This window comes from Caballeronia arationis (assembly GCF_001544975.2).
GTDB lineage: Bacteria > Pseudomonadota > Gammaproteobacteria > Burkholderiales > Burkholderiaceae > Caballeronia > Caballeronia arationis.
This window is the reverse complement of the sequence record NZ_FCOG02000062.1, coordinates 1-26,184: the sequence shown is the minus strand read 5'-3', so window position 1 is coordinate 26,184 and position 26,184 is coordinate 1. Positions and strand designations below refer to the sequence as shown.

27 protein-coding genes and 1 tRNA gene are annotated in these 26,184 nt (G+C 65.4%); 12 read left to right on the top strand and 16 right to left on the bottom strand.

All coding sequences use genetic code 11. The features are described from left to right. Positions 1-2: 2 nt before the first annotated feature. Together AWB81_RS27415 and AWB81_RS27410 are read left to right on the top strand one after the other, a co-directional pair. Positions 3-818, top strand: a complete 816-nt coding sequence (locus AWB81_RS27415) for a metallophosphoesterase (RefSeq protein WP_062639668.1) — start codon at positions 3-5, stop codon at positions 816-818. A 71-nt stretch (positions 819-889) separates the two neighbouring features. Continuing rightward, a complete protein-coding gene (locus tag AWB81_RS27410; RefSeq protein ID WP_062639667.1) occupies positions 890-1,624 on the top strand; it encodes an SOS response-associated peptidase in 735 nt (244 codons plus the stop codon). An 11-nt stretch (positions 1,625-1,635) separates the two neighbouring features. Here the strand turns inward: AWB81_RS27410 and AWB81_RS45870 are convergent, their stop codons facing one another. Together AWB81_RS45870 and AWB81_RS27405 are read right to left on the bottom strand one after the other, a co-directional pair. Further along, complete coding sequence (locus tag AWB81_RS45870; protein WP_159938945.1) at positions 1,636-1,800, bottom strand: hypothetical protein; 165 nt, start codon at positions 1,798-1,800, stop codon at positions 1,636-1,638. A 136-nt stretch (positions 1,801-1,936) separates the two neighbouring features. Beyond that, the gene (locus AWB81_RS27405; RefSeq protein ID WP_062639666.1) at positions 1,937-2,875 is read right to left on the bottom strand and encodes a LysR family transcriptional regulator; all 939 of its coding nucleotides are present in this window, start codon (positions 2,873-2,875) and stop codon (positions 1,937-1,939) included. 164 nt (positions 2,876-3,039) lie between these two features. On the opposite strand from AWB81_RS27405, the gene AWB81_RS27400 reads away from it, so the two are divergent. The 6 genes from AWB81_RS27400 to AWB81_RS27375 all read left to right on the top strand — a co-directional run bounded on the left by AWB81_RS27400 (position 3,040) and on the right by AWB81_RS27375 (position 8,532). Continuing rightward, positions 3,040-4,572, top strand: coding sequence for an efflux transporter outer membrane subunit (locus AWB81_RS27400; RefSeq protein ID WP_062639665.1), 1,533 nt, complete (start codon positions 3,040-3,042; stop codon positions 4,570-4,572). 10 nt (positions 4,573-4,582) lie between these two features. Continuing rightward, entirely contained in the window at positions 4,583-6,796 is a 2,214-nt protein-coding gene (locus AWB81_RS27395; RefSeq protein ID WP_062639664.1) for an FUSC family protein, read from the top strand. Beyond that, positions 6,786-6,986, top strand: coding sequence for a DUF1656 domain-containing protein (locus AWB81_RS27390; RefSeq protein ID WP_062639663.1), 201 nt, complete (start codon positions 6,786-6,788; stop codon positions 6,984-6,986). The genes AWB81_RS27395 and AWB81_RS27390 overlap by 11 nt, the downstream gene beginning before the upstream one ends. A 36-nt stretch (positions 6,987-7,022) precedes the next feature. Beyond that, on the top strand, positions 7,023-7,886 hold the full coding sequence (locus AWB81_RS27385) for an efflux RND transporter periplasmic adaptor subunit (RefSeq protein WP_062639662.1): 864 nt from the start codon (positions 7,023-7,025) through the stop codon (positions 7,884-7,886). Between the two features lie 71 nt (positions 7,887-7,957). Then, on the top strand, positions 7,958-8,140 hold the full coding sequence (locus AWB81_RS27380; RefSeq protein WP_143753643.1) for a hypothetical protein: 183 nt from the start codon (positions 7,958-7,960) through the stop codon (positions 8,138-8,140). Next, positions 8,140-8,532, top strand: a complete 393-nt coding sequence (locus tag AWB81_RS27375) for a type II toxin-antitoxin system death-on-curing family toxin (RefSeq protein WP_062639660.1) — start codon at positions 8,140-8,142, stop codon at positions 8,530-8,532. Before AWB81_RS27380 ends, AWB81_RS27375 begins: the two co-directional genes overlap by 1 nt. 63 nt (positions 8,533-8,595) lie before the next feature. On the opposite strand, the gene AWB81_RS27370 is transcribed toward AWB81_RS27375, so the two are convergent. The 13 genes from AWB81_RS27370 to AWB81_RS27305 all read right to left on the bottom strand — a co-directional run bounded on the left by AWB81_RS27370 (position 8,596) and on the right by AWB81_RS27305 (position 23,378). Next, positions 8,596-9,390 carry an ABC transporter substrate-binding protein gene (locus AWB81_RS27370; protein ID WP_235025930.1) on the bottom strand — a complete coding sequence of 265 codons (795 nt, stop codon included), beginning with the start codon at positions 9,388-9,390 and terminating at the stop codon, positions 8,596-8,598. 291 nt (positions 9,391-9,681) lie between these two features. Next, complete coding sequence (gene astE / locus AWB81_RS27365; RefSeq protein WP_062639659.1) at positions 9,682-10,710, bottom strand: succinylglutamate desuccinylase; 1,029 nt, start codon at positions 10,708-10,710, stop codon at positions 9,682-9,684. Continuing rightward, positions 10,694-12,034 (bottom strand): N-succinylarginine dihydrolase, encoded by a 1,341-nt coding sequence (astB, locus tag AWB81_RS27360; RefSeq protein WP_062639679.1) that lies wholly within the window; start codon positions 12,032-12,034, stop codon positions 10,694-10,696. The genes astE and astB overlap by 17 nt, the downstream gene beginning before the upstream one ends. A gap of 18 nt (positions 12,035-12,052) precedes the next feature. Beyond that, on the bottom strand, positions 12,053-13,528 hold the full coding sequence (astD, locus tag AWB81_RS27355; protein ID WP_062639658.1) for a succinylglutamate-semialdehyde dehydrogenase: 1,476 nt from the start codon (positions 13,526-13,528) through the stop codon (positions 12,053-12,055). Positions 13,529-13,546: 18 nt separating this feature from the next. Next, positions 13,547-14,584: an arginine N-succinyltransferase gene (gene astA, locus AWB81_RS27350; RefSeq protein WP_062639657.1), complete on the bottom strand. Its 1,038-nt coding sequence runs from the start codon at positions 14,582-14,584 to the stop codon at positions 13,547-13,549. Continuing rightward, the gene (aruF, locus tag AWB81_RS27345) at positions 14,581-15,630 is read right to left on the bottom strand and encodes an arginine/ornithine succinyltransferase subunit alpha (RefSeq protein WP_062639678.1); all 1,050 of its coding nucleotides are present in this window, start codon (positions 15,628-15,630) and stop codon (positions 14,581-14,583) included. The genes astA and aruF overlap by 4 nt, the downstream gene beginning before the upstream one ends. 28 nt (positions 15,631-15,658) lie before the next feature. Then, positions 15,659-16,888, bottom strand: coding sequence for an aspartate aminotransferase family protein (locus AWB81_RS27340; protein WP_062639656.1), 1,230 nt, complete (start codon positions 16,886-16,888; stop codon positions 15,659-15,661). 798 nt (positions 16,889-17,686) lie between these two features. Beyond that, entirely contained in the window at positions 17,687-18,649 is a 963-nt protein-coding gene (locus tag AWB81_RS27330; RefSeq protein ID WP_087135231.1) for a GlxA family transcriptional regulator, read from the bottom strand. A gap of 73 nt (positions 18,650-18,722) precedes the next feature. Beyond that, entirely contained in the window at positions 18,723-19,514 is a 792-nt protein-coding gene (locus tag AWB81_RS27325) for an ABC transporter ATP-binding protein (protein WP_062639654.1), read from the bottom strand. A 73-nt stretch (positions 19,515-19,587) separates the two neighbouring features. After that, complete coding sequence (locus AWB81_RS27320; RefSeq protein WP_062639653.1) at positions 19,588-20,301, bottom strand: ABC transporter permease; 714 nt, start codon at positions 20,299-20,301, stop codon at positions 19,588-19,590. Between the two features lie 15 nt (positions 20,302-20,316). Continuing rightward, a complete protein-coding gene (locus tag AWB81_RS27315) occupies positions 20,317-21,006 on the bottom strand; it encodes an ABC transporter permease (RefSeq protein WP_062639652.1) in 690 nt (229 codons plus the stop codon). Positions 21,007-21,277: 271 nt separating this feature from the next. Further along, on the bottom strand, positions 21,278-21,694 hold the full coding sequence (locus AWB81_RS27310) for a hypothetical protein (protein ID WP_062639651.1): 417 nt from the start codon (positions 21,692-21,694) through the stop codon (positions 21,278-21,280). 82 nt (positions 21,695-21,776) lie between these two features. Continuing rightward, positions 21,777-23,378 carry an EAL domain-containing protein gene (locus AWB81_RS27305; protein WP_062639650.1) on the bottom strand — a complete coding sequence of 534 codons (1,602 nt, stop codon included), beginning with the start codon at positions 23,376-23,378 and terminating at the stop codon, positions 21,777-21,779. Positions 23,379-23,755: 377 nt separating this feature from the next. Here AWB81_RS27305 and AWB81_RS27300 point away from each other — a divergent pair, with 377 nt between their 5' ends. From AWB81_RS27300 to rpsU, 4 genes are all read left to right on the top strand, one after another. After that, positions 23,756-24,322: a GNAT family N-acetyltransferase gene (locus AWB81_RS27300; RefSeq protein ID WP_200822560.1), complete on the top strand. Its 567-nt coding sequence runs from the start codon at positions 23,756-23,758 to the stop codon at positions 24,320-24,322. A gap of 138 nt (positions 24,323-24,460) precedes the next feature. Then, positions 24,461-25,057 carry an IMPACT family protein gene (locus AWB81_RS27295; protein WP_062639648.1) on the top strand — a complete coding sequence of 199 codons (597 nt, stop codon included), beginning with the start codon at positions 24,461-24,463 and terminating at the stop codon, positions 25,055-25,057. 25 nt (positions 25,058-25,082) lie between these two features. Further along, complete coding sequence (locus AWB81_RS27290; RefSeq protein WP_062639647.1) at positions 25,083-25,400, top strand: 2Fe-2S iron-sulfur cluster-binding protein; 318 nt, start codon at positions 25,083-25,085, stop codon at positions 25,398-25,400. 173 nt (positions 25,401-25,573) lie between these two features. Then, positions 25,574-25,786 (top strand): 30S ribosomal protein S21, encoded by a 213-nt coding sequence (rpsU, locus tag AWB81_RS27285; RefSeq protein ID WP_006999077.1) that lies wholly within the window; start codon positions 25,574-25,576, stop codon positions 25,784-25,786. A gap of 321 nt (positions 25,787-26,107) precedes the next feature. Here rpsU and AWB81_RS27280 read toward each other — a convergent pair. Next, positions 26,108-26,184: transfer RNA gene (locus AWB81_RS27280), tRNA-Met, on the bottom strand.

Sequence of the window (26,184 nt, the reverse complement as noted above, 5' to 3'; positions counted from 1 at the left end):
TCGTGAAGATTCGCGTTTTGTCCGACCTGCATCTCGAAGCCGACGAACCCGTCGCGATTCCTTATGCCGAAGCGGATCTCGTCGTGCTCGCAGGCGACATCCACAATCATGCGGAAGGCGTGCGCTGGGCGGCGGAGAATTTCGATTCCCGCGTGCCCATCGTCTACGTGCCGGGCAATCACGAGTACTACGACGGCGAGTTCGGCGCGCTGGAAGTGGCGATGCAGGATGCCGCGCAAAGCGTGGACAACGTGCATTACCTCAACAACGCAACGCTCGTCGACCGCTATGGCAAGTGGCGCGTGCTCGGCACGACGCTCTGGACTGACTTCGCGCTGTTCGGATCGAACCCCGAAGCACTTTCGCGGGCGCAGGAAGCGTGCGCCCGCGTGATGCTCGACTATCGCGGCGTGATCCAGATCGCGTGGCCCGAACCCGACGGCGAGCCGCGCTCGTTCGCGACGAGCGATTCGCTCGCGCTTCACGAGCACGCCCGAGCCTGGCTAGAAAGCGAGCTGGCCAAGCCGTTCGACGGCCAGACGATCGTCGTCACGCACCATGCGCCCTTGCGGCAAAGCCTCGCGGAAAAGTACGCGGAGGACGTGGTGTCGGCGGGCTTCGTCAACGACCTGCCCTCGCTCGTGCGCGCGCCCGTCGCGCTGTGGATTCACGGGCATACGCATACGGCGTTCGACTACACGGAGAACGGCACGCGGGTCGTCTGCAATCCGCGCGGCTATATCGACCGGCGCACGCGCCAGCTCGAAAACCCGCATTTCGCGTGGGACAAGATCGTCGAGATCTTAGCGCCGGCGTAGCGGAGATGAGCGGTAATCAGGGCAGGAGCAGCAATCAGCGGCAGAATCGTTGGACCTAGCGGAGGAGCGCCATGTGCGGCCGAATCAGCCAGTACCGACTACCGATGCATTATGCGCAGCGCTTGCATCTTAGAAATCCGTTCGTGCTCGTCGATGCCGCCGACCGGCGGCCCGGCTACAACCTGTCGCCGGGCACCCATCCGCTCGCGGTCTACCCCGACGAGACGATCCGTGCCGTGCACTGGGGCTATTGCCCGGCGTGGGCGATCCAGAAAAAGCTGCCGCAGACGATAAACGCGCGCGTCGAAACCGCATCGACGAGCGCGTATTTCCGGGCGTTATGGAGAAAAGCGCGGATCCTGATTCCGGCGGACGGCTGGTTCGAATGGAAGACCGAGCTTGCGAGCGAACCGGCGCCGGGCGAGCGAGCCAGCGCGCAACCGCCGAAGCAGCCCTACTTCATCCGCCGCGCCGACGACGAGCCGATGTTCCTCGCCGCGTTGACGAGCATCCAGACGGAAGAAGACGCGACCGTGCCCGGAGCCGGCTTCGTCATCGTGACGGCCACCGCGGACGAAGGACTCGTCGATGTGCACGATCGCCGGCCGCTCGTGTTCGCACCGGACGCCGCGCGCCGATGGCTCGACCCCGCGCTGCCGCCCGCCGAAGTGGATGCGCTCGGCAAGAACGGCGGCGTGGCCGCGTCGGAATTCGTTTGGCACCGCGTGTCGAGCGACGTGAATCGCGCGATCAACGACGAGCCGCGCCTGATCGAACCGCTGGAGCCGCTCGAAAGCGGCGAATGAACTGCTGGCGCTCAGTAATTGCGCGGACGCCGCCCGGCGCCTCGCGACTCGATCCTGATCGGCACCAGACGTTTTTTCGCGGCATCGTCGCGAAAGGCGCGCAACAGCTCACGCGTGGCGGGCACGGCGATCAGCACGAGCAGCATCGCGAGAGCGAACATGAGTGGCGTATTCATCAGGCTTTCCCCGGTCGTGAGCGAGTAGACATGCGTTGAAAGTAACAAGATGCGGCCGAAATAAAAGTAAGCAAGTGTTGCACCGCACACTATTGTTGTTACGGCGCAATGACAACCAAACTTGAGGCTGGCGCCATCACGCGACGACGAATTCCTTCAGCGATTCGGCGTCCGCGGCGAGCGTCGCCGGCAGTTCGTCGCGCAGGAAATCGACCCACGTGCGGATCTTCGCGTCCAGATACTGGCGCGACGGATAGAGCGCGCAGACGTTCAGTTCCTGCATCGTGTACTGCGGCAGCACGCGCACGATCGTGCCGGCCCGCAACAGCGGCAGCGCCGACGACGTCGGCAGCACGCCCAGCCCCATACCCTCGCGGATCGCCACCGCCATCGCGTCGGCGACATTCACTGTGAACGTCGACGGCCCGAGGCTTACCGTTTCCTGGCCGTTCGGGCCTTCGAAGATCCATTTCTCGGTGGGAAGCACGGGCGTGACCAGTTGCAGGCAGGTGTGACGCACGAGATCGGAGAGCACGTGCGGCGTGCCGTGCTTCTCGATATACGCCGGCGACGCGCATGCGATGCTGAACGCCGAACCGAGCCGCTGCGACACGAGTCCCGAATCGGGCAGGTCGGACGCGAGCACTACCGAGACGTCGAACCCCTCGTCGAGCAAATCCGGCACGCGCTGCGCGAGCGTCAGCTCGACCTGCACCGACGGATAGCGCGCCTGATAGCGCGAGATCATCGGCACGACATAGTGCTGGCCGAAACCTGTCATCGAATGCACCTTCAGCTTGCCGGACGGACGCGCATGCGCGTCGCTGGCTTCGGCTTCGGCCTGGTCGACATAGGCCAGGATCTGCTCGCAGCGCTGCAGGTAGCGCTCGCCGGCCTCGGTAAGCGCGATCCGCCGCGTGGTGCGGTTCAGAAGCCGCGTGCGCAGGTGCGCTTCCAGATCGGAGACGGCCCGCGAGGCATACGCGGTTGTCGTATTCAGATGCTGCGCCGCCGCCGTGAAGCTTCCTGCCTCCACGACGCGCACGAAAACGCGCATGTTTTGTAGCGTATCCATACAAGCTTCCGTCGTCTCTATGTCTTGCTGTCGATTATTACATGATCGGTAATAGCTATTGTCTCATCCGTCGTAAGGATCCTTTGCATTCTTACGGGTTATTCGATAATTAGCGCAAAAATATAATAAGTACCTCATGTCTAAGTCAGGAACGGGAGCCAATCGTGTCAGCGCCGGTATCGAAACGAGCCATCGCCATCGCGGCTCTTGCAGTTCTCTTAACAATAGCCGGTTGCGCCAGCACGGGAAATGTCGCTCCCGAATCCACCCTGAATCAGGCCTCGACGCTCGACGCCGGCGCTGCGATCCGCGCCGCCGATGGCGAGGCCGGCTGGCCGTTGGAACAATGGTGGCGCGCATACGGCGATCCGCAGCTCAATAGTTGGGTCGAGCGCGCGAACGCGGGCAGCCCGACGCTTGCGATCGCGGCCGCCCGCGTGCGTGAAGCGCGCGCGATGGCGGGCATCGCGCGCTCGGCGCTCGCGCCGCACGTGGACGGTTCGCTGTCCGTCACGCGCAAGGGCTGGCCGGAAAACGGCTATTACGGCCCGGGCACCTTCAACGACACGACCACCTGGAACAACACGGCCGCCCTCTCGCTGTCCTACGACCTCGACCTGTGGGGCCGCAACGAGAACGCCACCGAACGCGCGCTCGACGCCGCGCACGTGAGCGCCGCCGACGCGCGCGCCGCGCAAATCGAACTCGAAACGAACGTGGTGCGGGCGTACATCGGCATGTCGCAGAGTTACGCGCTGCTCGACATTGCGCAGCAGACGCTCGAACAGCAGCAGAAGATCGTCGACCTCGCGCGCCGGCGCCTCGCGGGCGGTCTCGGCACGCAGCTCGAAGTGAGCCAGGCCGAGACGCCGCTGCCTGAATACGAGCGCCAAGTCGATATCCAGAACGAAGCGATCGAACTCGCCCGCAACCAGCTCGCCGCGCTCGCTGGCGAGGGGCCGGGCGCGGGCGCGTCGCTCGCGCGGCCGGTGCTGTCCCTCGGACAACCGCTCGGTTTGCCGTCCGCGCTGCCGGCGGAACTCGTCGGACACCGGCCGGACGTCGTCGCCGCGCGCTGGATGGTGGCCGCGCAGGCGCGCGGCATCGATGTCGCGAAGGCCGAGTTCTATCCGAACGTCAACTTGCTCGCGTCGGTGAGCCAGATGGCCGCGGGCGGTGCATTGCTCACGTTCCTGGGCGGGACCGGAACCGGTTTCAGCGCGGGTCCGGCCATTACGCTGCCGATTTTTGAAGGCGGGCGCCTGCGCTCGCAGCTCGGCGCGGCGTCGGCGCAATACGATCAGGCGGTCGAGCATTACAACGGCACGCTGGTCGGCGCGCTGAGGGAAATCGCCGATCAGGTCGTGCGCATGCACTCGCTCGATTCGCAGCTGGAGGCGTCGGGCCGCTCGGTCGCGGCGGCCAGCAAGAACTATCGGCTGGCGAACGAGGGCTATCGGCGCGGGCTCACCGACTATCTCAACGTGCTCATCGCGCAGACGCAGCTTCTGCGCGCGCAGGACGGCGAGGCGCGCGTGCGCGCGGAACGGCTCGCGGCTTATGCGTCGCTGCAGGCGGCGCTTGGCGGCGGACTCGACGATCCGTCGAACGGTCCCGACGACGGCACGCTCGCCCCTTCGAAGCATATCGGCCCGCTGCGCGGTCTCGCCGCGTCGAAGACCGCAAGCGCGAAATAAGGCCACGCCAATGTCCACCACCCCGCTCCCACAAACCTCGCTTCGTGCTGCGCTCGCGCACTGGGCGCAAACCGAAGGCCTCGCCTGGATCTACATCTTCAAGGCGGTCCTCGCCGCGCTCCTGACGCTCTGGATCGCGATGCGCCTCGACATGCCGCAGCCGCGCACCGCAATGACGACCGTCTTCGTCGTGATGCAGCCGCAGAGCGGCATGGTGCTCGCGAAGAGCTTCTACCGGTTCTGCGGAACGATGGTCGGGCTGGTCGTGATGCTCGTGCTGATCAGCCTCTTCTCGCAGCAGCCGGTGCTCTTCATCACGGCGACGTCGCTCTGGGTCGGCCTCTGCACCGCCGGCGCCGCGCGCAATCGCAACTTCCGTTCGTACGGCTTCGTGCTCGCGGGCTACACGGCGGCGCTGATCGGCATTCCGGCCGCGCAACATCCCGACGGCGCGTTCCTCTCGGCACTCACGCGCGTCTCCGAAGTGTCGCTCGGCATCCTGTGCGCGGGCGCGGTGAGCGCGCTCGTCTTTCCGCAGCACGCCGGCGAGCAGATCAAGACCACGGTGCGGCGCCGCTTCAGCGGTTTCGTCGACTATGTGTGCCGCGCGCTGTCGGGCCGCATGGACCGTCCTCAGATCGAGGCGACCAACGCGGGGTTCGTCGCGGATATCGTCGGCTTCGAAGCCGCGCGCAGCGTGGCCGTGTTCGAGCATCCCGAGACGCGCATGAAAAGCGGGCGGCTCGCGCGGCTGAACAGCGAGTTCATGAGCGCGTCGACGCGCCTGCACGCGCTGCACCAACTGATGAACCGGTTGCGCGCGAATGGCTCGGCGATTACCGTCGCCGCGCTCGAACCATATTTCCAGGAAGTCGCGCCACTTCTGAACAAGTCGGGCGAACCGGTGATGAACGCCACCGATGCCGCGCATGCCGCCGCGCAACTCGCGGAATTTAAGGCCGCGTTGCCGAAGCGCATCCGCGCAACGCGCACCGGACTCGCCACGCGGCACGACTTCGCACTGCTCGAATTCGACACCGCGTCCGAGCTGCTTTACCGCTTCGTCGACGACCTGCTCGCTTATGCGCAGACCTACGCGTCGCTCGCGGTGCCGACGCACGAGCGCGAGCACTGGATCGCGCGCTACGTGCCGCGCACCAACCTGCTCGCGGCGAGCGTCTCCGGCGTGCGCACGGCGATCGTGATGCTCGCGCTCGGCGCGTTCTGGATCGCGACCGCCTGGCCGAGCGGCGGCACGATGGTGCTGAACGCCGCGGCGGTGTGCGCGCTCGCGTCGTCGTCGCCGAAGCCGACGCTGATGGCGTTCCAGATGGCGAGCGGCACGATGCTCGCAATGCTCGCCGGGATGATCGTCGTGTTCGGGCTGTATCCGCGCATGGATGGTTTCCTGCTGCTGTCGGCCGCGCTCGTGCCGTTCCTGATGCTCGGCAGCTGGCTTAGCACGCGCCGCAACCTGATGGGCGTCGGTGTCGGCTACTGCATCTTCTTCTGTTTCCTGGCCGGCCCCGACAACCTCACGCACTACGATCCGACCGGTTTCATCAACGACGCCATCGCGCTCGTGCTGTCGATGCTCGTTTCCGCAATTGCGTTCGCCGTGCTCCTGCCGACCGACGCACCATGGCTGCGGCGCCTGCTGCTCGCCGATTTGCGGCGCGAAGTGGTGGCGGGCTGCCGCGCGCGTCTCTCGGGATTGGTTGCGGGATTCGGCTCGCGGCTTGCGACGCGCTTCGAGAGCCGCACGCGCGACCTGTTTTCGCAGATCAACGCGCTCGCGGCGAATCGTCCCGACGTGCAGCGCGATGCCCTCCAATGGCTCTTCGCGGTGCTCGAAGTCGGCCACGCGGTGATCGACCTGCGCGAGGAACTCGCCGCGCTCGGCGGTGAAAGCAGCCACGCACCGTGGCGCCGCTCCACCGCGACGACGCTCGACGCCGTCGCGCGTCTCTTCGACAAACCCAATGCGGAGCGTTTCAGCGCTGCGCTGGCATCGACGTCGCAGGCGATCGAGCAGTTGCAGCAGCAGCTCGACGCCCAGCGCCCGCCGCGCGACGAGCGTCACCGGCTGCAGCGCATCCTGAGCCATTTGCATTTCATCCGCACCGCGCTGCTCGATCCGCAGTCGCCGCTCGATCCGTTCAACGCGGACAAACGCGACGCGCGCACCGCACCGCTGAACCAGGGAGCACACCATGCCGCGTAGCATCGCGATCCTCGAAGCCTATGTGCCGACCATCCTGCTGCTGTTCGTCGCGGGCGCGTTCCTGACCTGGCTGATCGACCGCGGGCTCGCGCTGACGGGTCTCTATCGCGTCGTGTGGCACCCGTCGCTGTTTCGCGCCAGCCTGCTCGTGTGTGTCTGCGGGCTCATCGGCCTCGCCGTCTACGGCTAGGCGCATCCGTTCACCCAAGCTACAACGAGTCGCATCATGATCATTCGAAAAATCGTGGGTTTCATTCTGACGGCGGTGATATTCGCCGCCGCCATCCTGATAGGACGCGCCCTGTGGGTCCACTACATGGACGAGCCGTGGACGCGCGACGGCCGCGTGCGCGCGAACGTGATCAACGTCGCGCCGGACGTGTCGGGCGCGGTGGTGACGATGCCCGTCGCCGACAACCAGTTCGTGAAGAAGGGCGAACTGCTGATGGAGATCGATCCGTCGCATTACCGGATCGCCGTGCAGCAGGCGCAGGCGAACGTCGCCGCGCGCCAGGCCGAGTTGCGCTCGCGCCGCGCCGACGCCGCCCGTCGCGCCGACATGGACAGCCTCGTCGTATCGCGTGAACAGCGCGAGAACGCGACCCAGGCGGCCTCGACCGCCGAGGCGCAATTGCAGCAGGCGCAGGCCGCGCTCGATGCCGCGCAACTCAATCTCGAACGCACGAAGGTGTATTCGCCCGTCGACGGCTACGTGACCAACCTGAACGTCTATCGCGGCGACTATGCGACGGCCGGGACGCCGAAGCTCGCCATCGTCGACAGTCATTCGTTCTGGGTCTACGGCTACTTCGAGGAGACGAAGCTGCCGCACGTGCGTATCGGCGATCAGGCCGAGATGCGGCTGATGAGCGGCGGCGTGCTGAAAGGCCACGTTCAGAGCATCTCGCGCGGCATCTACGACCGCGATAATCCCGAGAGCCGCGAACTGCTCGCGGACGTGAACCCGACGTTCAACTGGGTGCGGCTCGCGCAGCGCGTGCCGGTGCGGGTTCACATCGACGAAGTGCCGGCGGGGATGGTGCTGTCGGCGGGGACGACTTGTACGGTGGTGATCGGGGCATCGGGTTGAAGCTTGCCTGCTTTTCGCGATCTTCCGGCAGGTAGAATGAGTTCTCGGCCTGCAAATGGATGGAACTCGTGATGGAACATAAAAAAATCGGCAGATTCGCGGCTGGCACACTGCCCCCGCGCAAGAAGATCCCGCCGAGTTCGGGCAATCCCGTCGACATGTCAACGCCGGAGGCGCGGGAGCGCGTGATGGAGGCCGTGCGCAAGGTGATCAGCACGCACAACGTCGCGATCAAGGAACTTGCGAAGCGCTGATGCTACTCGACGCCGAGTATGTGCGAGCAGTCCATGACGAGATCCTGGCCCGCGAGGGAGGGCTCTCGGGATTCGCTCACGCCGGCCCCGGTGGCGTCGAGGCAGTACTGGCAAGAGTGGAAAATCATGCCCATTACGCGGGGCTAAACGACGTCTTCGGCATTGCCGCCATGTACGCCGTTGCCATTGCGCGAGGTCATGTGTTCAACGACGGCAACAAGCGAACGGCGCTTGTGTGCGCTCTGACGTATCTCGGACTGGAAAACTACGACCTGACTTCGACTCCGGAACTGGAAAGCGAGTTGGTGGAAGTCATGGTGTATGTAGCAGAAGGAAGCATCGGGCGCGACGACCTCGCTGACTACCTCGCCGCTGTGTACATGGCCCTGTAGCAGCGTAGAAGAAACAAGCCGTCCGCCTTATCGAAACGGACGGCTTCTCGCGAAGTCCCTGCCCTACTTCAACACCACCTTCACATCGAAGTACTTCGCGGCGAGCTTGTCGATGGTCCCGTCGTCCTTCAGTTCCTTCAGCGCGCGATTGAGCGCATCCTTCAGCGCGCGATCGTTCTTGCGCACACCGAATCCGACACCCGCGCCGAGCAGCTTTTCATCCGACACCGCCGGTCCTGCGAACGCGAAACCCGCGCCCTGCGGCATCTTAAGAAAGCCCTTCGACGCCGCCTCGGCATCCTGGAACGCGGCGTCGAGGCGCCCGGAAGCCACGTCCGCATAGATCTGGTCCTGCGCCTGATACGACTGCACGTCGACGCCCGCTGGCGCCCACCTGGCCTTCGCGTAAGTCTCCTGGATCGAGCCCTGCAGCACGCCGACGTGCTTGCCCTTCAGGCTCTCCGCAGTCGGCAGGATGTTGCTGCCCTTCTTCGCGACCAGCTGGTTCGGGATGGTGTAGATCGGATCGGTGAAATCGATCGCGGTGCGGCGCTTGTCGGTGATCGTCATGTCCGAATTGATGCCGTCGAACTTGCGCGCCTGCAGCGCCGGGATCAGGCCGTCGAACGAATTCTCGACCCATACGCACTTCACTTTCAGCTTCGCGCAGACGGCGTTGCCGACGTCGATATCGAAGCCGATCAGCTCGCCGCCCGGCGACTTCGATTCGAACGGCGCATACGACGCCTCGACGCCGAAACGGATTTCCTTCATGTCGGCGGCATGCGCGCCAAGTGTGGTCAGTGCCGCGGTGGCCGCGATCGCGAAAGCCGCGACCTTGCGATTCAGCGAAAACAGGGTGTTCAACTCGATGTCCTCCAATGGGTGCTTCGTCTCTTCGTTCTATCCGTGCGGCGTATGTGTCGCGATGCCGGTGCTCGCAGCATCGCCTCGCAATAAGGACGCTTCAAACGCGGAGAGTCGCGATGACGCATCGCAACAGACGAGCGGGCCGCGATTGTAGCGCGCCGGATTCCCGCGCCAGCTTGCCGTGCGGCGAAGCAGCGCGATTCGAGTCATCCGGACATGAAGAAAAAACTGGCAAGCGAATGTCGCTGACGCGCAAGCGATATGGCGTGGGCAAAAGCGTCAGGCGAGCGCTGCAAGCGTCTCGTCGGTCGTATCGACGACCATCAGGCCGGCGCGCAACCCCGGCTTCACCTTCGGATTGGGAAACACGATGCGCTCTTCGTCGTGCGTCACGCGATAGCGATAATCGCCATCGCGCGCGAGTTCGGTGCCGGCAGGAAACGGTGTGAAATTCGACACGTCGCTCGCAACGTCGAGCTGGAATGCATCGCTTTGCTTGTCGATCTGGCCGACGACGGTGAACACGCGCAACGGCCTCGCCGCATCGACGGCTGTCTCTCCCGCGATGAGCCGCCGTAACGCGCGGTCCGACGCCGCGAAGCGCGCGAGATCGTTCTGCCCGAACGGCCGCACCTTGCCGAGTTCGAGCGTGCACGACAGCGCGCCCGCACGCTCGGCAGTGAAATGCGTGAACGTGTTCGACTTCTCGCGATGCAGCAGCACCGCTTCGAGATGCGCGTCGCGCAGCCAGTCGAACATCGCGCGCGACAGCGGCGCGCCCGTGTGCGGCAAGAGCGCGAACTGCTCGAAGACCGACGCGCGGATCGCCGTGTGCATGTCGACGTGCCACTTCGGATGCGCGGCCTGCGGCGCGCCAGCGAAGAATGCGAGCGCGGCGTCTTCGAGTTGCGCCGCACGCGGTGCTTCGCGGCTCGCGGGCAAGGCGAGATGGCGGCCGTTGAAGAGCCGGTTGAGATCGTCGTCGAGATAGCGGTCCGCCGCGCGCATCGCCGCAATGTTGCCGAGGATCACAAGCATGCGAGCTTCAAGCGCAGCCGCGCCACTCGCGATGTCGGCGACGAGCGTCGAAAGGATTTCGATCGGCGCGGTTTCGTCGCCGTGAATGCCCGCCGATGCGATCACGCTATGCGTCGCCTCGCCTTGCGGTTCGAGGCTCACGATGCCGTCGCCGAGCCAGGTCCAGCGCACGCCCGAAGGAGCCGTGCCCTCCGACAACGCCGGCCGCTTGCCGGCCAGCACGAACGACAGCAGGTCGGCGAGCATCGCGCCTTCAGCGCTGGAAGTCATAGATGGCACCCAGTCCGAGGATCGTCGTGAGTTCGTCGAGCGCCGCGCGCGACTCGGCGAGCAGCTTCGGATCGGCGAGATCGGCGGGTGCGAGCTGGTCGCGGTAATGCGCGTCGATCCACGCGTCGAGGCGCGCGAACAGTGTGTCGTTCATCCAGACGCCCGGGTTGACCGCCGCGCGCTCGGTGTCGTTCAGCACGACTCGCAGACGCAGGCACGCCGGACCGCCGCCATTCTTCATGCTCTCGCGCAGATCGAAGACAAGCACATCATCGATTGGCGTCGAGCGGGTCGCGAGCGAATCGAGGTACTTCGCGACGCGCGCATTCTCGCGGCATTCCTGAGGCACGACGAGCACCTGCCGCCCGTCCGGACGCGTCAGCAACTGGCTGTTGAAGAGATACGACGAAACCGCGTCCTCGACGCTCACCTCGTCCTCCGGCACTTCGATCGCCGTGAATCCGGCACCCTGCGCGTCGAGTTTCGCCCGCAGTTCGCCGTAGACCTTCGGCTGATCGAGGAACGCACGCTGATGGCAGAAGAGCGTGGTGCGGTTGCCGACCGCAATCACGTCGTTGTGAAAGACGCCCGCGTCGATCACGTCAGGAAGTTGCTGCGCGAACACCGTCGTCCGCTCGCTCAGGCCGTGCAGGCGCGCAACCGCGCGGCTCGCCTCCAGCGTCTGGCGCGCCGGGAAGCGCTGCGGCTGCGGCCCCTGGCTGTACTCGCTGCGCCCGTACACGAAGAACTCGACGCCGCGCACGCCGTACTCGCTGCAAAAACGCGTGTGGTTCGCCGCGCCCTCGTCACCGAGCGCGGGAGTACCGGGCAGCGCGTGGTGAATCCGGAAGCGCGCCTCGTCGGCGAAGATCGCGGACAGCGAGCGGCGCGTCTCGCCGTGCTCGATCGCGCGATGCAGCTTGCTCGCGAGATTGGCCGGCGTGAAGTGCACGCGCTCGTCGGCCGTATCCGCCGAAGGGCTGACCGTCGCCGCGTTCGCCGTCCACATCGCGGAAGCGGAACTCGCCGCCGCAAGCAGTTCGGGAGCTTCGCGCGCGGCGCGCTCGATCACGGCTTCGTCGCTGCCGGTGAAGCCCAGCTCGCGCAACAACTTGAGCGACGGCCGTTCGAGCGGCGGCAGCACTCCCTGATGAAACCCGAGGTCCGCGAGCTGCTTCATCTTGCGCAAGCCCTGCTTCGCCGCGGCCTTCGGGTTCGCCACCGACTTCTCGTTGTTGCGCGACGCGACGTTGCCGAACGACAGCCCCGCGTAGTTGTGCGTCGGGCCGACGAGCCCGTCGAAGTTCGCTTCGAATGCTTGCATCATGAGTCCTTCGCGCAATTATTTGAATTCGAGTCCGGGCGACACGCTTGCGGGCATCTGCAACTGCGCGCTTTCGACCGACGCCATCGGGTACGAGCAGTAATCGGCCGCGTAATACGCGCTCGGCCGCTGGTTGCCCGAGCGCCCGATGCCGCCGAACGGCGCCGCCGACGAAGCGCCATTGGTCGGCCGATTCCAATTGACGATGCCGGCGCGGATCGTGCGCTGGAAGTGCGTCCAGGCGGATTCGTCGTCGGCGAGCAGACCGGCGGACAGGCCGTAGGCCGTGTCGTTCGCGCGCTTGATCGCATCGTCGATTGTCGTGTAGCGCGTGACCTGCAGCATCGGGCCGAAGTGTTCTTCGTCGGGAATGTTGCGGGCGCTCGTCACGTCGAGGATCGCGGGCGACACGAGGCCGAGTCGCGAGTCGCGCTGCGTCATTTCGAGGACCGGCTTCGCGCCCGCTTCGATCAGTTGCGTCTGCGCGGCCACGAGCTTCGCAGCGGCGCGCGCCGAGACTACCGCGCCCATGAACGGCTGCGGATCGGCATCGAAAGCGCCGTAGCGGATCTTCGATGTCACTTCGGTCAGGCGCGCCATGAAGCGCGCGCCGAATGCATCGTCGGGGACGAAGAGGCGTCGCGCGCAGGTGCAGCGCTGCCCCGCCGACAAAAACGCCGACTGGATCGTGTGATGCACGGCGGCGTCGATGTCCTCGACCGGCGCGACGACGAGCGGATTGTTGCCGCCCATCTCCAGCGCGAGCACGATCTCCGGCCGGCCGCCGAACTGTTTGTGCAACAGCGTGCCGGTGTCCGAACTGCCGGTGAAGAAGAGGCCGTCGATCTGCCGGTGATTCGCGAGCGCGACACCCGTGTCCTTTTCACCTTGCACGAGGTTCAGCACGCCTGCGGGAAGCCCCGCTTGAGCCCACAACGCAACGGTCGCAGCGGCCACGCCCGGCGCGAGTTCCGAGGGCTTGAACACCACGGCATTGCCCGCTATCAGCGCCGGGACGATGTGTCCATTCGGCAGGTGCCCGGGGAAGTTGTACGGCCCGAACACCGCGACGACGCCATGCGGCCGGTGACGCAACACCGCGACGCCATCGGCCATCGGCGCGCGCTTCTCGCCGGTCCGCTCGTGATAGGCCTGCACGGAGATATCGACCTTCGCGGCCATCGATGCCACTTCGGTGCGCGCTTCCCAGAGCGGCTTGCCGGTCTCGCGGCCGATCGTGCGCGCGAGGTCTTCCTTGTTGTCGTTGAGCAGCGTGGCGAAACGCTTCGCGATGCCGACGCGCTCGTCGAACGAAAGGGCCGACCATGAAGCGAACGCATGCCGCGCGGCGGCGACGGCGCGATCGACATCGGCTGCGTCGGCGCTACGGCCTTCCCATGCGAGTTCGTCGGTCGCAGGATTGCGCGAAGCGAACGGCGCGCCCTTCCCTTCGATCCATGCGCCGTCGATATAAAGCTGATTCGAGAGTGTCATCGTAAGTCCTTGATAGCTTCAGGCGGCGGTCTTCGTGCGCGGTTGCGATGCGAGCACGCGCACCGTGTCGCCTTCCTTCACGCGCAATGCGGCGGCTTCTTCGGCCGTCAACAGGAACGTGCCGTCTTCCGGCACGCCGAGCGTAGCGCCGACACGGAAATCGTCGAGCGACGTGTTCGATACGAGGCTGCGCGCGTCACTCTCGCCGTCTCGCTCGCCGATGCGCACCTGCACCAGCACGCTCTCGCGGACCGTGCGCAAGTCGGCGATGTGGCATTCGAGCACCGGGCCGGCATCGAAGATGTCGACATGATTCTCGTAGCGCAGCCCTTCCGCTTCGAGCATCTTGCGCGCGGGCGCGGTGTCGCGATGCGTCACGCCGACCACCTGCTGCGCAGTCTCCGGCAGGAGGTCGAGATACACCGGATAACGCGGCATCAGTTCGGCCAGAAACGACTTCTTGCCGTGCGAGCTGAGATAGTCGGCTTCGTTGAAACCGATCTGGTAAAAGTGCGAGCCGACCGCATTCCAGAACGGCGACTCCATGCTGTCGTCGAAGTGACCGCGCAATTCCGCGCACAGGCGTTGCGGAAAGCGCTCGCGGAACTGCGCGATGAACATGAAGCGCGAGCGCGACAGCAGGCCACCCACGCCCGCCGTGCGATAGCGCGGGCTCAAGAAAAGCGAACACACCTCGGCGTAGCCGGTCAGGTCGTGCGAGATGTTGAGCAACGACATCTTCGTCCACACGCCCAGGTCACGGCTCGCATGCACGACCGTCGACACGCGGTAGTTGTAGAACGGCTGCTCGAGGCCGACTTCCGTTTCGATGCCGCACACGCCCGCGATATCGCCCGTCGCGGAGTCTTCCATCACGAAGAAGTAGCCCGCTTCATACGGCTCGGCCGCGCCCGCGAGCGTGCGGCGCGCGCGATCGACGCGCGCAGTGAGAGCGTCGCGGTCGGGCTTGAAAGTGGTGAGTCCGGGACCCGTCTCGCGAGCGAGCGCGACGAGCGCGTCCACGTCCCCGGGCAGCACAGAGCGCACGACGATCATTGCAGTTCTCCCGAGGCCAGATGCAAGGGCACGCAACGCACCGTGTCCTTTTCCGTCACGCCGAGCGTCTCGCGCATTGGCGCGGTGAGCGTGGCGCCGTCGACACGCGTCGGTGGCAAGGTTGCGAGCGCGCAGCGAAACGAATGCGCGCCGCCCGCTGTCACGAGATACGGCGTACCGGCAGGTGCAGCGCCGTCGTATACCGTGCGCAGCTCGTTGGTCGTGACCGACGCGCTACGTTCCACCGCGATCGTCAGGACCGGACCGGCGTCGAAGATATCGACGAAACGATCCGGCTCGAAGCCTTCCTCCAGATGGATGTCATACGCGAGCAGCGCGCCCTCGTCGGGCTCGCCGAGCACGCGCTGTGCTTCGGCGGGCAAAAGCGGCACATAGAGCGGATAGCTCGGCATCACTTCCGCGATGAACGTGCGGCTGCGTCCGCCCGACTCCAGTTCGACCTGCTCGAAATCGCGTCCGAAGAACTTGCGCCCGACCGCTTCCCAGAACGGCGACACGCCTGCGTCGTCGGTCACGCCGAGCATCAGCGAGAACACTTCGTCCGAGAAGCGCTTGCGGTTCGCCGCGATGTACAGCATGCGGGCGCGCGAGAGCAGATGCGCGGCGGCATCGTTGCTGGCTTCGTCGCGCAGGGCCGGGTCGATATAGAAGCCCGTCAGCCGGCTCTTGCCGGTAAGTTCGTGCGACATTGTGAGCGCGTGGATCTTGCGGTTCACCTTCAGTTCGCGCGACGCGTGAATCAGCGCGTCGTTGCGAAACGCGTAGAACGGCTCCGAATAGCCCGCCGACGCCACGATGCTCGACGTGCCATGCAGCGCGCCCGTCTCCGAATCCTCCAGCACGAAGAGGTAGAACTCCTCGCCCGGAAAATCGACTTCAGCGCGAAACGAATCCTCTGAAAGTGCGACACGCGTTTCGAGCGCATGACGGTCGCGCGGCAGCGAATGCAGCACGGGATGCGCCGCGCGCGCCATCCGTTCGAGCGCGTCGAGATCGGAGAGTCTTGCCGGTCGGACGAATAGCATCATCGGTTCCAGTATCGAGGGTTCGGAATCAGCGCGCCGCAACGGCTTCGCCTACCACTTCGGCGATCGCTTTGCCGATGCGGGCGAAGCCTTCGTCGAGATCGGCCATCGGCATCACGAGCGACGGCGCGAAGCGCAGCACGTTCGGCCCGGCGATAAGCATGATCACGCCGTTTGCCGCGGCCGCGTTGAGCACGTCCTTCGCGCGGTCCTTGTAGGCGTCGGCGAGTTCCGCGCCGATCAGGAGGCCCTTGCCGCGAATCTCCTTGAACAGGCCGAAGCGCTCGTTGATGCGCGCGAGATGCGCCTTGATCGCCTCGCTGCGCTCGCCGACGCCCGCGAGCAGTTTCGGGTCGCTGATCAGCTCGACCACCTTCTCCGCGATCGACGCGCCGAGCGGATTGCCGCCGTAGGTCGTACCGTGCACGCCGACCTTGAAGTGCGCGGCGATCTCGTCGGTCGTCAGCATGGCGCCGATGGGGAAGCCGTTCCCGAGCGCCTTCGCGGTCGTGAGGATGTCGGGCGTCACGCCGTACTGCATATATGCGTAGAGCGAGCCCGTGCGGCCGACGCCCGTCTGTACTTCGTCGAAGATCAGGAGCGCGCCGTGCTCGTCGCAGGCCTGGCGCAAACCTTCGAGGAACGCGGGATCGGCGGGCAGCACGCCACCTTCGCCCTGGATCGGCTCGACGATGACGGCGCATGTCTTCGCGCCGATCGCGTCGAGCGCTTTCGGCAGGTCGTTGTACGGCAGGTGCCGGATGCCGGCTGGCTGCGGGCCGAAGCCTTCCGCGTATTTCGGCTGGCCGCCGACGCTGACGGTAAAGAACGTGCGGCCGTGAAACGACTGCGTGAACGAGAGGATCTCGATCTTCTCGGGCCCGAACTTTTCGATGGCGTAGCGGCGCGCGAGCTTGAGCGCGGCTTCGTTTGCTTCGGCGCCGGAATTGGCGAAGAAGGCGCGGTCGGCGAAGGTCAGGTCGGTCAGCCGTTTGGCGAGACGCAGAACCGGTTCGTTGGTATAGCCGTTGCCGATGTGCCAGAGCTTTTCGCCCTGTTCGTGGAGCACCTTCAGCAGTTCGGGGTGCGCGTGGCCGAGCGCCGTGACCGCGATGCCGCCGGCGAAGTCGATGTAATCGCGGCCTTCGGTGTCCCATATGCGCGAGCCGCGTCCGCGATCGGGCACGAAATTCGCCGGCGCGAATACCGGGACCATCACTTCGTCGAAAGTGCCGCGCGTTACGTTGATGTCGGTCATGAGTCCACTCCTTTGGTCGGTTTTTGCTGCTGCCGCTGCGTTATCACCCATATTAGGTAATCGCGCGATTGGCGTCTTGCGTGTTCGCGACATGGTTCTACCGGTGGCGGTGGCGCTGGGGTTGGGGTTCAACACCGTCTGATGCTCAGACGCTTCCACGAAACTTGCCTTCTTATCGGTCTATTAGCTCTGCCCCTGTCCGGGGCGGGACTTACTTTCTTTGCTGCTGCAAAGAAAGTAAGCAAAGAAAGCAGCTTTTTCAGGCAAAACGTCACCGCCCTCGCATCACTAACTGGCCCAGCCCCTAAGTGTCGCCCTCAAAGGACCACCGGGCTTGGCGCGCGCACGCACTGACACCTCAAAAACTCCAACGGAGTGGTATGCACTGCGTTCCGGTCCGTCCGCGCTTCGCTCGGACGAGGGGCACAATCGAAAACCAGCGGACTGCAACGACCGCGAACCTCAACCGCGCGACGGATGTACCTCTCGCCCAGCGAAGCGAAAACGGATGAATGACTGCTGTGCCAACTCGTTCACTGCGCGATGACACAGTGCGTGCCGCGCGCCAAGCCCGGTGGTCCTTTGAGGGCGACACTTAGGCGCTGGGCCACTCGGTATTGCTCGTGCGTTGGACGTGCGGTGACTGCTGCCTGAAAAAGCTGCTTTCTTTGCTTACTTTCTTTGCAGCAGCAAAGAAAGTAAGTCCCGCCCCGGACAGGGGCAGAGCTAATAGACCACTAAGAAGACAAGTTCCACAGAAGCGCAGAACCATGAACCGGTCCACGTGCACCCCGGCCCTCACCGAGCCTCGATCATGGCCCCACCGCGCGGCTCGACCGCGCCCTCCGTCCGGTGCTTTTCGATCCAGTTGCGCCGCTCCTCGCGAGGCGTGACCCCGAACCGGTCGCGGTACGCATTGGAAAAGTGCGCCGCCGAAGCAAACCCGCACGCAAGGCTGATCTGCACCACCGACTTGCTCGTCCTCTGCAACTGCGTGCGTGCCTTGGAAAGCCGCAGGTTGAGGTAATACTTCGACGGCATTGAACCGAGATACTGCCGGAACAGCCGCTCCAGCTGCCGCCGCGAAATCCCGACGAGCCGGGCAATCTCATCCGTGGCAAGCGGATCTTCGATATTCGCTTCCATCAACTGCAACGCATCGTTTAACCGCGGATGACGCTCGCCGGGCGCGGTCACGAACGGAATCCGCTGCCGCTCCTCACCCGCGCGCAGCACGCCGATGCCGAGCGAATCCGCGATGCGTTCAGCAAGATCGCGGCCATGATCGCGCGCGACCATCGCCAGCATGAAGTCGACGGTGGACTGCCCGCCCGCACAGGTCGCGCGGTCACGGTCGATCTCGAAAATCTGCTGCGTGACGATCGTGCGCTCGAACTGCTCGGCGAATTGCTGATACGTCTCCCAGTTCACGGCGACGCGATACGCGCTCAGTTGCCCCGCCATCGCGAGCCACCACACACCATGATGGATGCCGGTCACGAGCGGCGTGCGCGTCGCCACGCGCGCGAGACTCGCGAGAAAGAGCCGGTAGTCGGCGAATTGCTGGTAGCGCTCGGACACGACGATCAGCCAGTCGCACTGGATGGCATCGCCGAAAGCGGCGTCGGCAGGAAGCTGCGCGCCGCCCGAGAGCGGCACGGGCCGCCCGTCCCAGGAACAGACGCGCCAGTCGTAAAGACGATGGCCGTCGATTTCGTTGGCGAGATTCAGGCTGTCGACGATCGGCCCGATGCCGCTCATCGAACACGGCGGCAACGCGACGATCGCGACCGAAAGCGGCCTCGAAACCGTAGCGGGACTGACGCTCACAGCGTTACTTCAGGCTGCCGGACAGGAACTGCCTGAGCCGCTCGCTCGTCGGCCTGGTCAGCACCTCGGCTGGCGCGCCCTCTTCTTCGGTGCGTCCCTGATGCAGGAACATCACGTGATTCGACACGTTGCGCGCGAACCCCATCTCGTGCGTCACGACGATCATCGTGCGCCCTTCTTCCGCGAGCTTCTGCATCACCTTCAGCACTTCGCCGACGAGTTCCGGATCGAGCGCGGAGGTCGGTTCGTCGAAGAGCATCACATCGGGATGCATCGCGAGCGCGCGGGCGATCGCGACGCGCTGCTGCTGGCCGCCCGACAGGTGCGACGGATACTGCTTCTCCATGCGCGGCGCGAGGCCGACCTTCTCCAGATAGGTGCGCGCGCGGTCCTCGGCTTCCTTCTTCGACAGGCCGAGCACGTGCATCGGCGCCTCCATCACGTTCTCGATGGCCGTCATGTGCGACCACAGGTTGAAGTGCTGGAACACCATCGCGAGCTTGGTGCGCACGCGCTGCAATTGCTTGTGATCGGCGACGTCGAGATTGCCCGCGCGATCGGGCTTCGTGCGCACGGCCTCGCCGTCGACGATAATCTGCCCCGCGTTCGGCCGCTCCAGGAAATTGATGCAGCGCAGGAACGTGCTCTTGCCCGAGCCGCTCGCGCCGATGATGCTGATCACGTCGCCGGCGCGCGCCGCGAGCGAGACGCCCTTGAGCACTTCGTTGTCGCCGTAGCGCTTGTGAATGTCCTCTGCCACGAGCTTCGTCGCGGTGTCTTTGGCGGTTGGCTCCAACTCGTTCTCCCGGGTGATGACTGGTGAATGCAATGCGATTCTAGCCGCTGACGAGCGGCGGCCTGGCGGCGGCTCAGCGGCGACCGGTGCCAAGATAGCCGAGCCAGCGCTTCTCCGCCTTCCTGAACGCGGCCACGAGCGCAAACGAGATCGCGAGATACATCAGCGCGGCGATCCCGAACGATTCAAACGACTGATACGTCGCCGAATTCGCATCGCGCGCGACCTTCAGGATATCCGGCACGGTCGCCGTGAATGCGACGGTCGTGGCATGCAGCATCAGGATGACCTCGTTGCTGTAGAGAGGCAAGGCGCGGCGCAGCGCGGACGGCAGGATCACGCGCCGGTACATCGTGAACGTGCCCATGCCGTAAGCGCGGGCCGCTTCGACCTCGCCGTGAGGAATCGCGCGGATCGCACCCGCGAAGATCTCGGTCGTGTAGGCGCAGGTGTTGAGCGCGAATGCAAGGATCGCGCAATTGAATCCGCTGCGAAAGAACGCCTCCAGCAGCGATTGCGTGCGCACGAATTCGAGACTGTACATGCCGGTGTAGAGCAGGAGCAGTTGCACGTAGAGCGGCGTGCCCCGAAAGACGTACGTGTAGAGGCGCACCGGCGTGCAAAGCCGGCGGTTCTTCGACACCCGCGCACACGCGAGCGGCACTGCCGCGGCAAAGCCGAGCGCGATCGACGCCACCAGAAGCCACAGCGTCACCACGAGGCCCGACGCGCGGAGGCCGTCGGAATAGAGAAACGGACGCCAGTATTCGGCGAAGATCTGGATCATGGCCGGTGCTCCGGATTAAAGGTCGGCGTGACGGACGCCCGTCGAATAGCGGCGTTCGAGCAGCATCAGCACGACGTTCGACGCCGTCGTGATCGCGAGATAGGCGGCCGCCGCGACAAGGATGAAGAAGAACATGTTGAACGTGCTCTTGCCGGCGTCCTGCGCGGCCTTGACGATATCGGCGAGACCGATGATCGACACCAGCGCCGTCGCCTTGACCAGCACCTGCCAGTTGTTGCCGATGCCCGGCAGCGCGAAGCGCATCATCTGCGGAAACAGGATGCGGCCGAACACGCGCATGCCGCTCATGCCGTAGGCGCTGCCCGCTTCCAACTGGCCGCGCGGCACCGCGAGGAACGCGCCGCGAAAGGTCTCGGTGAAATACGCGCCGTAGATAAAGCCGAGCGTGAGCACGCCCGCCGTGAAGGGATCGATGTCGAACTGGTCGAGACCGAAGGCGTCGGTCAGGTTGTTCACCGCGATCTGGATGCTGTAGAAGAGCAACAGCATCAGCACGAGATCGGGAACCGAGCGGATCAGCGTCGTGTAGCCCGTGGCGATCGCGCGCAAGAAGCCGTAGCGCGACAGTTTCGCCGACGCGCCCAGCAATCCGAGCACGACCGATACCGCGAGGGAAAGCACCGCGAGCGCGATGGTCTGTCTGGCGCCCGCGAGCAGCAGCGGGCCATAGCCGTATAGGAACACTTGCGTCTCCGTCTGATTTTCGAATCGGCATCGTCTGGATCTCACAGAGAAATCCGTGAGAATCCAGCGATTGGCGCCGATACTCGCAAGCGAAAATCAATTGCTCAAATGCGACGGGACGAATTTATTGCGGTGCAGCACGAGGCGCGCGCTGCCCTGCGGGAGCGCAATGCCGCTTCGGACAAGGCACGGCCTGCCCGGCGACCCGGAAAACCCGCACGCGCGGCGTGCGCGAAATTCGCAGGTTTTCGGTCGCTTTTTCGATAGACCGTCAGTCGTCCGTTGCGGGCGTTTCCGGCGCGACCGATCGCACGAGCCGCGCGACCTGGCCGTTCGCGAGCGCGATCTCCGGGCTCGACTGCAGGAGCGGCAGGTACTGGTCGGCGAATGCGGGGTCGCGCGTTTTCGCCGAGAACATCGCGACGACCGACGTCGCGATTTCGACGCGATCCTGCGCCTTCGCCTCGGCGTCGTCGAGGACATCGTCGAGGGCGGCGATCAGCGTCGAAAGCGGCGAGAGCCAGCGATACGCCGAGCCGTTGATCACGATCTGCAGGAATTCACCCGGCGACACCGGCCCGAACTCGGCCTCGTGCCGCGCGCGCAATTCGGCGAGCATGCTCCGGTGCAGCGTGAGCAGCGGATGGCGGACGTCGTTGAGGAAGGTCGTCGCGGCTTGGTCGTTCATGGCGGTCGCTCTCGGTTGAATGCATGACGGGAAGCGCAATAGATGGGGCTTCGATGCAAAAAACCAAGCGCATCGTGCGGCCTCAGCCCTTCCTCATCTTGCCGACATAGCGGATGAACTCGGCCGCCGTGAGCGGCGGCGAAAAGAGCCAGCCCTGGCCGAACTGCGCACCGCGCGCGTGCAGGTAGCTTGCCTGCTCCTCGCGCTCGATGCCCTCCGCGATCACCTGAACGTCGAGCGTCCCGGCCATTTCGATGATATGCGACGCCACGCTGCTCGACGCCGCGTCCTGCCCGATCGTATCGACGAACGACTTGTCGATCTTCAGCGCGTCGACGTGGAAGTTCTGCAGGTGCGAGAGGCTCGAATAGCCGGTGCCGAAGTCGTCGATATAGACCGGATGGCCGGCATCGCGAAACGCGCCGATCACTTCCTTCGCCGCCTCGGCGTCGAGAAAGCCGCGCTCGGTCGCCTCGATGCGGATCTGTTCCGGTCGCACCTTCTGCCGGGCGAGCGCCGCGCGCAGCACCTCGAGAAAGCGCGGCGTGGTGAGGTCGCCCGCGCTCAGGTTGATCGACACGTAGTACTCGGGGTAACGCTTCAGGAACTCGCCGAGTTCGAGCAGCACGGTGTCGAGGACCTGGTCGGTGATCGCCTGGATCAGGCCGCGATGCTCGGCGAGCGGAATGAAATGATCGGGCCGCACGATGCGGTCGTGATGCTTCCAGCGCACAAGCGCCTCGGCGCCGACGCAGCGGCGCGTCGCGAGATCGACGATCGGCTGGTACGCGACGATGAACTGGTGACGCCGCACCGCGTCGCTCAACTGCCCGCGCGGCGACATGTGGCGCACGATGAAGAACGCCGCCCAGCCCGCGAGCGCGACACCCGCCGCCACACCGCCGAGGAGCCATCCCCACGGCAGGCTGCGCAGGCGTTCGGGCAACGGCTCGCGCGGCGCGCTCACGACGACCGCGATCGGCATCGTCCCCGAGCGGCGCACGACATAGGGCGCATCGAAGTAGCCGGGTTGCACCGGCTCGCGATACAGGGCGAGCAGCAGCGACGGATCGGCGCTCGGTGTCATCGCGATGACGCGGCTCGCTTCCGTGTTGATCACGCCGAGACCGCTCGCGGGCGTCGGGCCGTCGCTCATTCTCGTCTCGACGCCGTCGACATACGCGGCGGGATCGGCGGCGACGTAATAGCCGTTGCGGCCGAGCACGAACGACTGCTCGCCGCCCGGCATGTGCAGGAGCCGGAACCACGCGGTCACGCCATCGGTGCCGCGCCAGTCAGGCGGCGGCAGCGCGCGGCCGCCGAGCGCGCCCAGCGCGACCGCGCCCAGGAGCGACGAGCATTGCCAGCGGCCGGCGTGATCGATCGCGCCGGCGTCGCGCACCGCGCGGTGGGCAAGGACGATGCGGCGCAACTCCTGCAGGTAGGGTGCGGTGCACGGCTCGTCCGAGACCCGCCCGATCTCGCCGAGCGCGCTCGATAGATGACGCGTCACGTCCTCGGCCTGCACGAGCGCGGCGTCGGCCATGCGGTTGAGCTGCCCGGCCTCCTCCGCGCGCAGGCTGCGCTGGGCGAATAGCAAGCCGAGTGCGGCCGGCGCAAGCGCCGCAACCAGCACCACGGCGGCGAGAAACACCGCCAGGCTCGAGCGTCGAAGTTTTTTCATTGCGTGTTATCGCCCTCTCGCCGCGGAACGTTGCAAAAACCTCGTCGCGGCGCGACATGCCATCCAGATAGCTAACGCCTGCGGCCGTCCGGCCGGCCGATCGGAACCTGCTTCGCTGATGTGTTCGGTGATGTACTCATGGAATTGACGCGCCTGGTCGCGCCGTAGTCGTCCCGCGCGCAGCATTCGCCAAACGACCTAGTGTAGAGGGCGGCGCCCGCGCGACTCAATGGTTTCTTTAACGTAAAACTCGTCGCGTTGGTGGTCTGCCGCACGGCCGGCCAACGCTTTTTTGGGCGTCGCCTGCAAGCGCCCGGCCATGCGAAAATCGTCCGACCGAAAACCCGCCCGCCAATCCCGCGATGCAAGCTGACGCCATGAACCCAGGCACCCCGAACACGCACCGATCTCCCGTCGTGCGCGACGCGACGCCCGCCGACTTCGATGCCATCGCGCGCATCTATGCGCACTACGTTGAAAACGCGCTCGCGACCTTCGAGGAAGTCGCGCCCGGCGTCGATGAAATGCGCGCGCGCCATGCGGCCGTCGTCGGGGCGCGCCTGCCGTATCTCGTAGCCGTAGCCGACGGCGCGGTGCTTGGCTACGCGTATGCGACGGCATACCGGGCGCGCTCGGCGTACCGGCATACGATCGAGGATTCGGTCTATATCGCCGACGGCATGAACGGGCGCGGCATCGGCATGGCGCTCCTGTCCGAACTCATCGCGCGCTGCGAGGCGGGGCCGTGGCGGCAGGTGATCGCGGTGATCGGCAACAGCGGCAACGCGGGGTCGATCGCGCTGCATGCGCGGCTCGGGTTCGAGCACGTCGGCGTGCTGCGCCAGGTCGGGTTCAAGCACGGCCAATGGGTCGATACGGTGCTGATGCAGCGCTCGCTCGGCGAGCGCGATGCGGGGACGCATGCCGCGTCCGGCCACGGATGACGCACGCGCTCCTTCCAATCGACGCGTCCGCATCCGCACGGGCCGACGCGCGAAGCCGTTACCATTGCGGTTTGATCGCGCGCGCCGCCGAAGCCCGATTCAACGACCGCTGATTCACCTTTTCGACCCCTCCCGCATTTGGCCACGTACACCCTCGCTGCCGCCGTCGCCGCCGAACTCGACATTCGAAAGAGCCGCTTCATTGCGCGCGTACTTCCCGTCGCCGATCGCGAGTCCGCGATGCGCGAGCTCGACGCGCTGCGCGCCGAGCATCCGGGCGCGACGCACGTCTGCTGGGCCCTGCTCGCGGGCGGCCAGTCGGGCATGTCGGACGACGGCGAGCCCTCCGGCACCGCCGGTCGGCCGATTCTGGAAGTGCTGCGCCATCACGAAGTCGACGGCGTGCTCGCGACCGTCGTGCGCTACTACGGCGGCATCAAGCTCGGGGCGGGCGGGCTCGTGCGCGCCTACACCGACGCCATCGCGACCGCGATGCAGAAAGCCGAGCGCATCGAACGGATCGAGCGCGGCCTGCTCACGGTGGAAGTCGATTACGCCGACGAAGCGCGCGTGCGGCGCTGGATCGAGCAACAGAGCTGCGAACTGGTCGAGCACGCGTACGACATGAGCGTGCGGCTCGTGATCCGGATGCCGCTCGCATCGCGCGAGGCGGCTGCCGCCGAACTGCGCGATCTCACGCACGGCCGCGCGTCGATCGCGCCCGACTCGCCGTGACGCGCGCCTTCGGCTGCACGAACGCATGAAGACGCTGCGCATCGAGCCGCTCGGGCGCGAGGTCGTCGTCGAGGACGGCGCGTCGCTGATGGAAGCCGCCGCGCGCGCCGGCATCCGCCTGCCGAGTTCGTGCCGCAACGGCACCTGCCGTGCGTGCATGTGCCGGCTCGCGGCGGGCGACGTGCGCTACCGGATCGAATGGCCCGGCCTCGCCGCCGAGGAAAAGCGCGATGGCTGGGTCCTGCCGTGCGTCGCGCTCGCCGAATCGGACGTCACGATCGAGCAGCCCGCGGCGACGGAGCAATCCACCGCAACGCGCCGCTCGCCCTCGCGCGGGTTCTAGCGCGTCCGGGCGCGGGTAATTCAGGATTTGTCGTCTCCATTCAACGACATACGATTGCAATCCCGGACCCGTCCTGGTCGCGTTCCGACGATGACGGTTCAGTTCGGCTCTCAAAAAGTGTACAATTGCGCTTTGCCCTAATTTCTGGCAGGGCCAGATCAACCGAGAACTCAATGACTAAAGTACTGTTGAAAGAGAACGAGCCTTTCGACGTCGCCATGCGTCGTTTTCGCCGTACCGTCGAACGCACGGGCCTGATTCAGGAACTCAAATCGCGCATGGCCTACGAAAAGCCCACCACCGAGCGCAAGCGCAAGAAAGCTGCTGCTGTCGCTCGTCTGCGCAAGCAAATCCGTCGCGCCCAGTTGCCGAAAAAGTTTTATTGATGTGAGGCGCGTGATCGCCGGCTTGGCTGCCTGCTCGATTGCCTGATTCGCGGCGCCGGGCACTTCGAGCGATGTGCGCCAAAATCTGGCTGGCGCCCTGCAACGGGTGATGATGTCGACCTGTCTGGACCCGAGCGCGTCCAGGCGCCGGACGGATGATGAATAAGAAAAAGCCTGCATGACTCGAATGTCATGCAGGCTTTTCGTGTTTGTGGCGCTGGGATTATCGTGGCTGAGCGTGGATCGGGTCACCCAACGCACCGCGGTATCTGAAGCAGAAAATCAAAAAGCCCGGCGAGCCGGGCTTTTTGATTTGAATCCTGGTTGCGGGGGTAGGATTTGAACCTACGACCTTCGGGTTATGAGCCCGACGAGCTGCCAGACTGCTCCACCCCGCG